Source organism: Saccharibacillus sp. O23 (assembly GCF_002205895.1).
Classification (GTDB): domain Bacteria; phylum Bacillota; class Bacilli; order Paenibacillales; family Paenibacillaceae; genus Saccharibacillus.
The window spans coordinates 89,831-102,054 of sequence record NZ_NJDE01000004.1 but is presented as its reverse complement, the minus strand read 5'-3'; the positions used below and the strand labels follow the sequence as shown (position 1 = coordinate 102,054).

7 protein-coding genes are annotated in these 12,224 nt (G+C 57.7%); 5 read left to right on the top strand and 2 right to left on the bottom strand.

What is annotated here, in order from left to right; translation table 11 throughout:
- Nucleotides 1-16: 16 nt before the first annotated feature.
- The 5 genes from CDO73_RS27145 (at nt 17) to CDO73_RS06850 (ending at nt 8,939) form a co-directional block, all read left to right on the top strand.
- Entirely contained in the window at nt 17-1,675 is a 1,659-nt protein-coding gene (locus tag CDO73_RS27145) for a response regulator transcription factor (protein ID WP_256972592.1), read from the top strand.
- Nucleotides 1,676-2,144: 469 nt separating this feature from the next.
- Entirely contained in the window at nt 2,145-3,074 is a 930-nt protein-coding gene (locus CDO73_RS06865) for an ABC transporter permease (RefSeq protein WP_088487779.1), read from the top strand.
- Between the two features lie 18 nt (nt 3,075-3,092).
- The gene (locus CDO73_RS06860) at nt 3,093-4,040 is read left to right on the top strand and encodes a carbohydrate ABC transporter permease (RefSeq protein WP_088487778.1); all 948 of its coding nucleotides are present in this window, start codon (nt 3,093-3,095) and stop codon (nt 4,038-4,040) included.
- A 48-nt stretch (nt 4,041-4,088) separates the two neighbouring features.
- Nucleotides 4,089-5,606 carry an ABC transporter substrate-binding protein gene (locus tag CDO73_RS06855; RefSeq protein ID WP_088487777.1) on the top strand — a complete coding sequence of 506 codons (1,518 nt, stop codon included), beginning with the start codon at nt 4,089-4,091 and terminating at the stop codon, nt 5,604-5,606.
- Nucleotides 5,607-6,128: 522 nt separating this feature from the next.
- Nucleotides 6,129-8,939, top strand: a complete 2,811-nt coding sequence (locus CDO73_RS06850) for an endo-beta-N-acetylglucosaminidase (protein WP_088487776.1) — start codon at nt 6,129-6,131, stop codon at nt 8,937-8,939.
- Nucleotides 8,940-8,955: 16 nt separating this feature from the next.
- Here the strand turns inward: CDO73_RS06850 and CDO73_RS06845 are convergent, their stop codons facing one another.
- Both CDO73_RS06845 and CDO73_RS06840 read right to left on the bottom strand, forming a co-directional pair.
- A complete protein-coding gene (locus CDO73_RS06845) occupies nt 8,956-11,364 on the bottom strand; it encodes an FtsX-like permease family protein (protein WP_088487775.1) in 2,409 nt (802 codons plus the stop codon).
- Entirely contained in the window at nt 11,333-12,127 is a 795-nt protein-coding gene (locus CDO73_RS06840; RefSeq protein ID WP_088487774.1) for an ABC transporter ATP-binding protein, read from the bottom strand. Before CDO73_RS06840 ends, CDO73_RS06845 begins: the two co-directional genes overlap by 32 nt.
- Nucleotides 12,128-12,224 lie beyond the last annotated feature (97 nt).

Here is a 12,224-nt window from a genome sequence, read left to right as displayed (position 1 = left end):
GAAAGGAGAACACGAAATGCGAACGGTATTTTTCGTCGACGACGAGCCGCTGATCGCTCAAGGGTTGTCGTCGATCACGGATTGGGAGCGTTACGGGCTGTGCCCGATCGGCCATGCCGGAGACGGCATTCAGGCTTTGGAGCGGCTCGGCGAACAAGGGGCCGATCTGGTCATCACGGATATCATGATGCCCCGGATGAACGGGCTGGAACTGATCGAAGAATTGAAACGGCGTTATCCCCGGACGCGTTATATCGTGCTCAGCGGTTACGAAGAATTCGAATACGTCAAGATCGGCATCCGGCTCGGGATCGAAAATTATATCCTCAAGCCGATCAATATCGAAGAGCTGGAAGCGACGCTGATCCGAATCGGCGAAGTCTGGGAACGCGAAGAACTCAGCTTCGTTCGGCAGGAGGAAGACCGCCGTCTGCTGCGCGGCAACGTGCTGGCCCGCTGGACGGAAGGGACGATCGAACGCGAGGAGCTGATCCAGCGGGCGGAACTGCTGGGGATTCCGACCGATTGCGCGGCCTATCGGGTCGACGTGCTGCGGCTGCTCGGCTGCGGGGCGGAGCCGAGTGCAGAACGAATCTCGAACGAGGGCGGAAGCGGAAGCCACTCGACGATACGGGCGGCAGCGGAGTCGGCTGCCGCCCCAGAGGGAGGGAACGCCTCGGCTAAGGCTGAATTCGCCGACTCGCCGGCGGATCGGCTCGACCTCGCGCGCCTCGCCGACAGCTGCGAGGCGCTGCTCTTGGCCGCCGAGCCGGGCGCGGCGGCGATCTGCTTCGCGGATGCGGACGACGATATCGTCTGCATCCGCTTCAGGCGCGCGGCCGAGCCGCCGCGCGCCGACCCTTCCGGCGCTTCGCGGCCGGAAGAGCCGTTGGCCGAGGCCGCGCGGGAGCTCGGCCGATTGGCCGGAGCCGCCGTCTGGCTGGCCGGCGGCGGGGAGACGCCGGACATCGTCGGCGTCCGCGCCTGCTTCGCGCAGGCGAAAGGGCAGTTCCGGCGCCTGCTCCCTGCGGGAGAGCAGCCGCTTTGGGTTACCGGGCCGGATACGCGGCCCGGCCCGATGCCGGCCTCTTCCCGCACTTGGGAAGAGGCGCTGCTCGGCAGCCGCGCGGAGGCTGCCGGACTGCTGCCGCGCCGCGAGCCGGCGAACGCGGCCGTGCGCCTCATGGTGGAGGCGGTCCGCGAAGCCGGCGGACCGGCGGAGCCGGATTACGCGGAGCTGTACGCGCCGCTCCAGCGGATCTCGACGCTGGAGCAGCTTCGCGAGCATGTCCGCGACACGATCCGGCGCGCGGCCGCCGGACCGGAAGCGGCGAATCCGGAGGGCGCCGCGCACAGCGCACATGTGTCGTTTCTGCTGGAGCGGATCCGCGACCATTACGCGGAAGAATTGTCGCTCAAGACGCTGTCGCAGCGGTTGAACCTGCATCCGAATTATCTGGGACAGCTGTTCCAGCAGGAGACCGGCAGCAATTTCTCCGATGCGTTGAACCGCCGCCGGATCGAACGCGCGACGTCGCTGCTGCTGCATACCGACCGGCGCACGGCGGAGATCGGCGCGGAAGTCGGTTATCTCGACAATTCGTATTTTTATCGGCAGTTCAAGAAATATACCGGCTTGTCGCCGACCGAACTGCGTCAGATGTACGGCGATTGAGCGCCGGCGCGAGAGCCGCGCCTTAAACGCGCAAGGTCCGGCGGCCTGTCGAACCCTGGAGTCGCCCCCGCGAATTCGTCGAATTTCCCGAGACGAAGCCGAGCTGCCGCCGCCGTTTTTCACCCGAAAAGCTCCTGCTTAGGGGCTTTTCTTTGATTTGTCCATCTAAATCTAGCATTTTTCGACTTGTTGGAGATAGCGCTTTCAACCAGAATTGAAAGTGTCGAAGGCGAGCATCAAGCGGCTGCCGAACGCTGCCGATTCGAACGAAGTTTTCCCGAGTATCGCGGGAAAAACGCGATCCGCAAACGGCGCGAAAAAAGCGGCGGCAGCGCGGTAAAGCCGATCTTAGGGGATCCGCATCCGCGCCACCGGCACGCGAATCGCATACGACAGGCTCGGCCTATATCGTCTGCCGGCGTATCGTAGGCGCATTCATCATTCTTTTATCGAGCGAGGAGGAATTCCATTGGCGGCTTTTTGGAAAAAGGTCGTCCGCAACCGAGCGCTGCTGCTGCTCGTGCTGCCGGGGACGGCTTGGTTTCTGATCTTCGCCTATCTGCCGATGTTCGGCGCGGTACTGGCGTTCAAAGACTTCCGGATCAGCCCGGACGGTTTTTTCGCCAGCGTGCTGAATAGCGACTGGGTCGGCTTCAAAAACTTCGAGTATCTGTTCCGGACCAGCGACGCTTACGTGATCACCCGCAACACGATCTTGTACAACGTCGCCATGATCATACTCGGTCTGATCAGCGCGGTCGGTTTCGCCGTGCTGCTGAGCGAGCTGCTGAACAAGCGGATGGCCAAAGTGTATCAGACCGGCATGTTTCTGCCGCATTTTCTGTCGTGGGTCATCATCAGCTACTTCGCGTTCACGTTCCTGAGTCCGGACAAAGGCGTGCTGAACCAGCTCGCGGCCTATTTCGGAACGGACAGCGTGAGCTGGTATTCCGAACCGAAATACTGGCCGTTCATCATTTTGTTCGTCGGCATCTGGAAAGGGATCGGCTACAACAGCGTCATCTATCTCGCGGCGATCACGGGCATCGACAAGTCGTATTACGAAGCGGCGACGATCGACGGAGCGAGAAAATGGCAGCAGATCCGCTATATCACGCTGCCGCTCCTGCGGCCGCTGATGATCATCTTGACGATCTTGGCGATCGGCGGCATTTTCCGCTCGGACTTCGGGCTGTTCTATCAGCTTCCGAAAGACTCGGGCGCGCTCTATCCGGTCACCAACGTCATCGATACGTTCGTCTACCGGGGCCTGATGAACATGGGCGATATCGGCATGAGCACGGCGGCGGGACTGTATCAATCGCTGGTCGGCCTGATCTTGATCCTGACCGCCAACTACATCGTCCGCCGGATCGACCGCGACCAAGCGATTTTCTAAGAAAGGGGAACGTCTATCATGGCTCAAACGGCGATCAAACCGCGCGAGATTCCGGAAAAAAAGCGCAAAAAACGCGACTACAACGCGATCTCGCCGCTCTGGAACGTCTTGTTCAATATCATCGTCGGACTGTTCGCCTTCTCCTGCGTTTTCCCGTTCCTGTTCGTTATCATGATCTCGCTTACGGACGAACAGACGCTGGCGCTGGAAGGGTTCAGCTTATGGCCGAGCCGGTTCAGCACGGAGGCGTACCGGTACATTTTCCAAGCCGGGAACGATCTGCTGATCTCGTTCGGCGTGACGCTGTCGGTCACCGTGATCGGCACGCTGCTGACGCTGGCGCTGGTCACGACTTACGCGTACGCACTATCGAGAAGAAGTTTCGAATTCCGCGGCTTTTTCAGCTTTCTGGCGTTCTTCACGATGCTGTTCTCGGGCGGCATGGTGCCGGGGTATATCGTGATGACCCAGTTCCTGCATCTGCAAAATACGATCTGGGCGCTGATTCTTCCGCTCTCGCTGAGCGCGTTCTCGATCATCGTCATGCGGACCTTTTTCCAGACGACCGTTCCGGACGAAGTCATCGAATCGGCGAAGATCGACGGAGCCGGCGAGTTCCGCGCTTTCTTCAGCATCGTGCTGCCGATCTCGCTGCCGGGCATCGCCACGATCGGATTGTTCAGCGCGTTGGGCTATTGGAACGACTGGTTCAATGCCCTGCTGTACTACAACAAGCCGGAACTGACGCCGCCGCTGCAGTATCTGCTGATGCGAATCGAGAAGAACATGGATTTCTTGACGCAGAACGCCAAATATCTCGGCAATTTCGACGCGGCGGCGGCTCTGCCGACCGAGACGGTCCGGATGGCGATGGTCGTGCTGGCGACGCTGCCGATCGTCATGGCCTATCCTTTTTTCCAGCGTTATTTCGTTCAAGGTCTCACCGTCGGTTCGGTCAAAGGCTGAATCGTACATATTCATAGCTTGATCATTACAAATATGGAGGGGTCACGAATGGCAAAAAGAAAAACGTTCCCGATGCTGCTGTCGCTGTTAATGCTGATGTCGCTGCTGGCGGCATGCGGAAACGGCGGGAACAAAACGGCCGAACCGGCCAAAGAAGCGGCCGCGGTGCAAAGCGACGGAACGGTCGATGCAGCCAAGCTCGATCCGGTCACGCTCAAACTGTATCTGATCGGCCCGACGCCGACCGATCTGCCGAAAGTGCAGGACGAAATGAACAAATATCTCAAAGAAAAGCTCAACACGACGCTCGACATCTCCATGATCGATTGGGGCGATTATACCCAGCGCATGCAGGTCATCACGAGCTCCGGCGAGAATTACGATATCGCGTTCACCAGCGCATGGGCTTTCGATTATCTGCCGAATGCGGCCAAAGGCGCTTTCCTGCCGCTGAACGATCTGCTCGGCACCTACGGCAAAGGCATCACGGAGACGATCGATCCGCGTTTCCTCGAAGGCAGCCGAGTGAACGGCGTCAACTACGCCGTGCCGAACCAGAAAGAATTGGCGTCGCAGGCCGTATGGCGGTTCAACAAAAAGTACGTCGACAAATACAAACTGGATATCGACAGCGTCATGACGCTGGAGAGTCTGGAACCGCTGCTCAAAACGATCAAAGAAAACGAGCCGGCCGATATCACGCCTTTAGCCGTACCGAAATCTTTTAAACCGCCGCTTCCGTTCGATTTCCTGATCGGCGACGAGATTCCGATCGGCATGTATCTCGATACGCAAGACCATAAGTACGTCAACGCGTTGGAAACGCCGGAGTTCAAGCAGGCGCTCGATACGATGCGCAAATATTACCAAGCCGGTTATGTCCGCGAAGACATCGCTACGCTGGAAGGCATCGACAACATGAAAACCGGCAAATGGCTGGTCGACAAAGAAATCACGCAGCCGTACGCCGATCTGGGCTGGTCGCGCAGCGCAGGCTATGATATCGTCAGCCGTCCGATGCAGAAGCCGGTGATCGCGACGGGTTCCGCCGCCGGTTCGATGATGGCGATCTCGTCGTATTCCAAAAATCCGGAGCGGTCGATGATGTTCCTCAATCTGCTCAATACCGATCCGTATCTGCGCAACCTGATCCAATACGGCATCGAAGACGTGCATTACAAGAAACTCGAAGGCAATTATATCGAAGACCTGCCGGCGATGCAGGAAAACTACGCCATGCCGGGGTTCGCGCTGGGCAACCTGTTCTTGACGTATCTGCACGAAGGCGATCCCGAAGACAAATGGGCGCAGTTCGAAGAATTCAACAAATCCGCGGTCGTCGCGCCGACGTTCGGTTTCAACTTCGATACCGCGCCGGTCAAAACGGAAGTCGCTTCCGTCACCAACGTAGCCAAAGAATTCATCCCGGTGCTGTTCACCGGATCGGTCGACCCGAACGAATATCTGCCGAAAGCGCAGCAGAAATTCAAAGAAGCCGGCATCGACCGCGTGATCGAAGAAGCCCAGAAGCAGTACGACGCTTGGGCGGCGGAGCAGGGCAAATAGCAGGCAGATCCTTCTGCCGAACGGAATAATGAATCGGCTTTTCAAGCACGGAAGAACAAAACGGCTGTACCGTTTGCTCTTTCGTGCTTCTTTTTGTCAGAACGTATAGGCGAACTTATGTGAGCCCGCTTCGAATCGAGATCAAAGCCGAAATCGAGGTTTTTGGGACTTGCTTATGCGCCAAGTTGTAAAAGGTACAACTTGTGAAGCCGCAAACCGCCCATTCCGCGCGTGAAGCTGCAGTTTCTACAACATTCTCGCCAAAATCGATCGAATTCTGCTTGAATCCGGCGAAAATGTTGCATTTTATACAACCCGACGGTTCGTTAGTGCGGTAAAAAGGCGATATTGTTGTAAAATCTACAACTTGCCTCATCTTGCCTCATCAAGAGCGCAGCGAACGATTTACAGCTTTCGCCGAGCCGGAGGACGAAAAAGCAGCTAAAGACGCTCGTTATTAAGTTTGCGTATACGCCTTAAAACGCAAACAACCTAAAACATCCGGAAGGAATGAGAACCGATATGAAGACCAAAAGACAAAATCCCGTGTTGAATACTGCTGCCGATCAACGATCCCGCGAGGCATCCGCCGCTTCGAAATTCGCCCCGACGTTCGTTTGGAAAAAGACGCTCGGAACCGCCGCGGCTTCGCTACTCGCATTCTCCGTGCTGGGGTTAGGGCCGTCCGCCGAAGCGGCGCAGCCGTATTCGTCGTATTGGTATCCGAACACGCTGCTGGAATGGTCGCCTTCTTCCGATCCCGACGCGCCGTTCAATCGAGGATCGATCCCTTTGGAAAACAAACGGATTCAAGGCGAACCGGTCAATCCGAACGCGGACAAAAAGGCTCAAGTCATCGCGCTGTCGGCCATGTATCCGAGTACGAGCGGCGCGCCTTCGCAGGGATCGGACGTTTTTCACACTTATGCGTTCGGGTTCTGGCAGTATATCGACAAGCTGGTGATGTGGGGCGGTTCGGCAGGCGAAGGAATCATCGTGCCGCCGAGCGCCGACGTGATCGACGCCGCGCACAAGAACGGCGTTCCGGTGTACGGCACGGTCTTTCTGCCTCAGACGGAACACGGCGGAAAGATCCAATGGATGCGCGACATGCTCAAGCGGGATACCTCCGGGAATTTCCCGGTCGCCGACAAGTTGATCGAATCCGCGCGGTATTACGGCTTCGACGGTTGGTTCATCAATCAGGAGACGCAGGGAGGAACGGCGCAGGACGCGGCGGATATGCAGGATTTCCTGAAGTATTTGCAGAAGATCAAAGATCCGGGCATGGAGATTCTCTGGTACGATTCGATGATCGAATCGGGTCCGGTTCGCTGGCAGGGCGCGCTGAATACGCAGAACGACGGCTTTTTCCAGCAGAACGGGCAGAAGGTGGCGGACGCGATGTTCCTCGATTTCCGCTGGCAGTCTTCGAGCTATCTGCCGGCATTCCGTTCTTCGCCGGCCGCGGCGGAAGCGCTCGGGCGCAGCCCTTACGATCTGTTCGCCGGCATCGACGTGGAAGCAAACGGGAGCGGCGGACGGTATAATTGGCCGGAACTGTTCCCGGCCGGAGGAGCGAAGGTGTCGCTCGGGCTGTACCGGCCGGATTGGGCGTTCAAAAGTTCGTCGGGACAAGAAGATTATCTGGAGCGGGACGAGCGGTTCTGGACGGGACCTGCCGGCGATCCGAGTCTGGCGTCCGCGATCGACCCGGCCGATCCTTACGCTTGGCGCGGCATCGCGGCGAATATCGCGGATAAGAGCGTCGTGACGGGGCCGGAATTCATCACGCATTTCGGTACGGGCAACGGCCGCATGTTCGCGGTCAACGGGGAAGTCGTGCGGGAAAAAGAATGGAGCAACCGCAGCATTCAGGATATTCTGCCGACTTGGCGCTGGATGACCCGCGCCGAAGGCGGCGGTGCGGCGCTCGAACCTTCGCTCGATTTCGAACGCGCGTATTACGGCGGCAGTTCGCTGAAGCTCGAAGGGAATCTCGCAAAAGGATCTTCCACGACGGTCAATCTGTACCGGACGCAGATTCCGGTCGACAAGACGATGGAAGTGTCGGCGGTGGTGAGCGAATCGTCCAAGAACGCTTCCGTGCAGATCGGGCTTTCTTTTGCAGACGCGCCCAACGAATATGTTTTCTTGGAACCGAAAAATTGGCAGTCCGCAGGCCGGGACAAATCTTGGCAGCGCGGCAGCGTCAAATTGAATGCGTACAAAGGCCGTACGATCGCGGGTATCGCGCTGAAAATCGAAGGCAAAGCGAACGACGCTGCTTACCGGGCGCAGATCGGGGAGCTGTCTGTACGCACGGTCAGCGACAATGCGCGCAAGCCGGATGCAGTAAAGGCGCTGTCCGTGATCGACAGCGATTTCCAAGGCGGCATCTACGGAGATGCGAGATTGAAATGGAATGCGCCTTCCGGAAACGAGAAGCCGGCGTTCTATCAGATCTACCGCGAGCAGGCGGGCGGCAAGCGCGAGCTGGTCGGCGAGACGCCGAACACCGTCTATTACGTGCCGGAGATGCGCCGCGCCGACGGCGAAGACAGGGCGACGTTGGTCGTCGTGCCGGTCAACCGCCATTACGAAGCCGGCGCGGAAAGCCGCGTTTCCGTGCTGTGGCCGGCTTACCCGGCGCCCAAAGCGGGCTTCGAAGCCGATCGCACGCTGATCGCGCCGGGCGAAGCCGTACAGTTCGCGGATCGTTCGTCGGAAGTGACGACGGAATGGGCGTGGAGCTTCCCGGGCGGCGAGCCTTCTTCCAGCAGCGAACGCAGCCCGAAAGTCGTGTATCCGCAGGCGGGCGAATACGAAGTGACGCTGATCGCCAAAAATAGGGTCGGACAGGACACGCTGACGCGGAAAATGATTACCGTCACGGAAGAAGCGGCAGGCGGCGTATCCGATCTGGCGCGCGGCGCTTCGGTGACCGCATCGGGCTTCACCAATAGCGGCGAAGCGCCACCGATGGCCGTAGACGGCGACGACAAGACCAAATGGTGCGCGGTCGGCGACGGTCCGCATACGCTGACGGTCGATCTCGGCGGCGCACGCAAGATCAGCGAATTCGTGCTCAAACACGCCGAAGCCGGCGGCGAACCGGCCGCGTTCAATACGCGGGCCTTTACGCTGCGGATCAGCGGCGACGGCAAGAATTGGACCGACGCCGTTAAGGTCACGGACAATGCAGCCGGTCTGAGCAAACACGCGATTCCGCTGACGACGGCGCGCTACGTGCAGCTCGTCGTCGACAAGCCGACGCAGGGAGGCGATACGGCGGCGCGGATTTACGGGCTCGAAGCGATGGGGTTGAAATAAACCGTTCACCGCCGCATCATTCGACGACGAGAATCCGCGGCGAGGTCTTGCGGATCAGCCCCGAAGACAGCCAAGATCCTATGGCCGCAGCCGGGATGCTGAGGCAGGCGATCAGGATCACGCCGCCGCGATTGAACACGAGAGGCAGATCCACCATGCCGTAATTGGACAAGACGTTCTCCAGAATCATCGGGAGCGCATAGACGCCGAGCACGATGCCGAGCAGCGCTCCGATCGTCGCCAGAACCGAGATGCCGAGCGCCACCGAACGGCGGATATTGCCCGAAGACATGCCGACCGATTTGTAGATGCCGTACGTTTTGATTTCTTTGCGGATATTGATCAGGCAGATGCTGTAGATGATGATCAAGGTCACCGACACGAACAGCAGGCCCATGAACGACATCGGAAGAATCAAGTTGGCCGCCGCTTCGCTGAATACGGAATCGAGCAACGTCTTCTGGGTAGCCGCGCTGATAGACCCGGAATATTCGCTGTTCAGCTCCTGCACGACCGCATCCGAGCGGCTCGGATCGTTGAGATTGATATACGCGACGTCGGCAGCGCTATAAGCCGGATCATCTTCTTGCACCGTCGCGGCGAGAATCCGCACGGAATTGGACGAGTTAGCGACCGATTGATAGATCCCCGTTACCGTCAGCGTATGCGGTCGGCCTTCGACGTACAGCTCGACTGTATCCCCGAGATTTTTGTTCAGCGATTTGGCCACGTTGACCCCGATCGCGATCTCGTTTTTGTTGACGGGATTCTGACCTTCGAGTACGGCGAAGCCGATATCGCTGTAACGCCCTTCGACGATGCTGATCACGATACTTAACGGATCGATGTTCTCGCCGTCGGCCGTCGACTTTTCGGCTTCGACGACGCCGGTCACGCCGTTATGCCACGATACGTTTTTGATCCGGTCGTCTGCCGACAGCCGTTCTTCGAATTCGCTTTTCGAGAAAGTCGAGGGATTGAAGACCCGGACCGTAATATTGGAATCGTCGTATCCCCATTGAGGCGACGTCTTCTGGATGTTCATGACGCTGCTGAGCACGATATAGCCGAGTACGAGCACGGCCGACGTCACCATAGCGAGAATCATCATAAGCGAAGACGTTTTGACATTTTTGAGAATATTGCGCGTGCCCACTACCCATACCGCCGGAAGTCTGCCGAAGCCGAACAGCTTCCGTCCGGAAGCGCCGATTCCGCGCGATTCGCGTCGGCTGTCGCTCTCGGACATGCCGTAACGGATCGCTTGCACCGGCGCGATCTTGCGCGCGCGTCTGCCGTACATCCATACGCATAACAGCACCAGCAGCAGAATCAACGCGCCTGTCCATGCCGCCGCGTTCATGCCGCTCAGAGGAAGAGGATCGTTCTCCGTCTTGAGATAGGAGAGCGTGCTGTCCACGATCAAGCGGGACAAAAAGCGGCTCAGGATCAATCCTGGTAGGATGGCGATCACGGACAGGAACGCGTATTGGATGAGATACACGCCGATCGTCCGCCGCGAAGTCATTCCCAAGGATTTGAGCACGCCGATCGTCCGATACTGCGTCAGAATCGCGTCCGCGATCGTGAAGCCGATCGTGAACAGCGCAATCGCCATCATGACGATCGCCAAGAAGATCATGACGAAGCCGATCACTTTGTTAAGGATCAAATAGAACGAAGAAATCTCGTCGAAGCTCATCACCGTTTCCAGGTAAGGGGAGCCGAGCGATTGTTCGAAAGAGGTCCAGTAGCTCTGGCGATCCGAATAGTTATCGTAGCGGATGCCCATCATATACGAACCCGCGGCGTTCGCAGTCGAAGGGAGCGCTTGATAGTCGGAGTCGTTCATCCAAATGCGCGACTCGGTCGAGAACGGTCCTCCGTAAGGGATATCCACGACGACGGCCGACACGTTCAAGTCCACGTTTCCGCTGTCCGTCTTGAAAGACAGCGTATCGCCGACGGAAATATCGTGGGAATACGCCAGCGAAGTCGGAATCCAGACCGTGCCTTTTTCCGGGGTCGCGCCCGGAGTTCCTTGCGCGGTCAACAGTTCGTCCACGCCGAGAGGAGGCTCGGGGGTATCCATCATGAACAGCAGCAAGTTCGGAATATCGTTCCCTTTGTAAGAAACGCCGGCGAGCGTACGATAAGCCAGTAGCTTCGATACTTCGACGCCCTGCTGCGAACTCCAGAACTCGTGGATCCGCTGCGGATCTTGCAAGCCGTTATCCATCCGCAGAACGTCGTGCGAACCGTTCGTTTTTTTGTGCATGTTCGTGAATAAATGATCGGTATTGGAGATCAGAATAACCGAAGTCGACAGCAGCAAGGTCGATAACAGGATCAATAAAGCGATCAGGAAATTCTGGGTTTTGCGTTTGCGCAGATTAGCGAGACAGAGCTTCCATACGGCGTACATGGCGCTGCTCCTTTCCCGAGATGAAAGCGAAAATGGCTTCTTCTCGGCCTGCGGATGTTTGTTCGTCGTATTTGTCGAAATCCAGAACGCCGGATACTTTGCCGTCGCTTATGTAAATCAGCCGATCCGCTCGGCAGGCGGCTCTGATGTCGTGCGTAACCATGACGACGGATTGGCCTTTGCGGTTGAGGTCGGTCAGAATATCCAGCACGGCCTGTCCGTGTTCCATGTTCAGGCTGCCCGTAGGCTCGTCCGCGAAGACCACTTCCGGATCGTTGATCAAAGCGCGGGCGATCGCGGCGCGCTGCTGCTGTCCGCCGGATGTCTGAGCCGGCAGCCGATTTTTTTGCGCCGCGATATCCATTGCCGTCATCAAAGTTTCCGTTTTTTGCCGCACTTCGCCTTTTTTGCCGCCGGCGATATAACCGGGCAGCGCGATATTTTCCGCGAAAGTCAGATCGGGTACCAGATTGATGCTCTGGTAGACGTAACCGATCTTGTGCGTGCGGAATTCCGAGAGCTGCTTCTCGTTATAATCGTCGATTCGCCGGTCCCGAAAGTAAACTTCGCCCGTCGTGATTCCGTCCAGACCGCTGAGCATATACAGCAGCGTCGATTTGCCCGAACCCGAGTTGCCCATAATAACGGTGAAGTCGCCTTCGTACACGTCCAGATTGAGATTTTTGATGGCATGAAATTGTTCGCTGCCCGTCGAATACGTCTTGCAGAGATTCGAAGCGCGAAGAATGATCGGTTTGTTCATGGCTATGCCTCCCGTATATTGGCTATGTCCTTACTTTAGCAAAACGATCTTTCGCAATTCTGACAGAAATCTTAATAAAGTCTTACATCGTTAAGAT

Bases quoted from the DNA above. Each gene is read 5' to 3' on its own strand.
- CDO73_RS06845 (WP_088487775.1), bottom strand. From the start codon at position 11,364: ATGTACGCCGTATGGAAGCTCTGTCTCGCTAATCTGCGCAAACGCAAA.
- CDO73_RS06840 (WP_088487774.1), bottom strand. From the start codon at position 12,127: ATGAACAAACCGATCATTCTTCGCGCTTCGAATCTCTGCAAGACGTAT.
- CDO73_RS06850 (WP_088487776.1), top strand. From the start codon at position 6,129: ATGAAGACCAAAAGACAAAATCCCGTGTTGAATACTGCTGCCGATCAA.
- CDO73_RS06860 (WP_088487778.1), top strand. From the start codon at position 3,093: ATGGCTCAAACGGCGATCAAACCGCGCGAGATTCCGGAAAAAAAGCGC.
- CDO73_RS06855 (WP_088487777.1), top strand. From the start codon at position 4,089: ATGGCAAAAAGAAAAACGTTCCCGATGCTGCTGTCGCTGTTAATGCTG.
- CDO73_RS27145 (WP_256972592.1), top strand. From the start codon at position 17: ATGCGAACGGTATTTTTCGTCGACGACGAGCCGCTGATCGCTCAAGGG.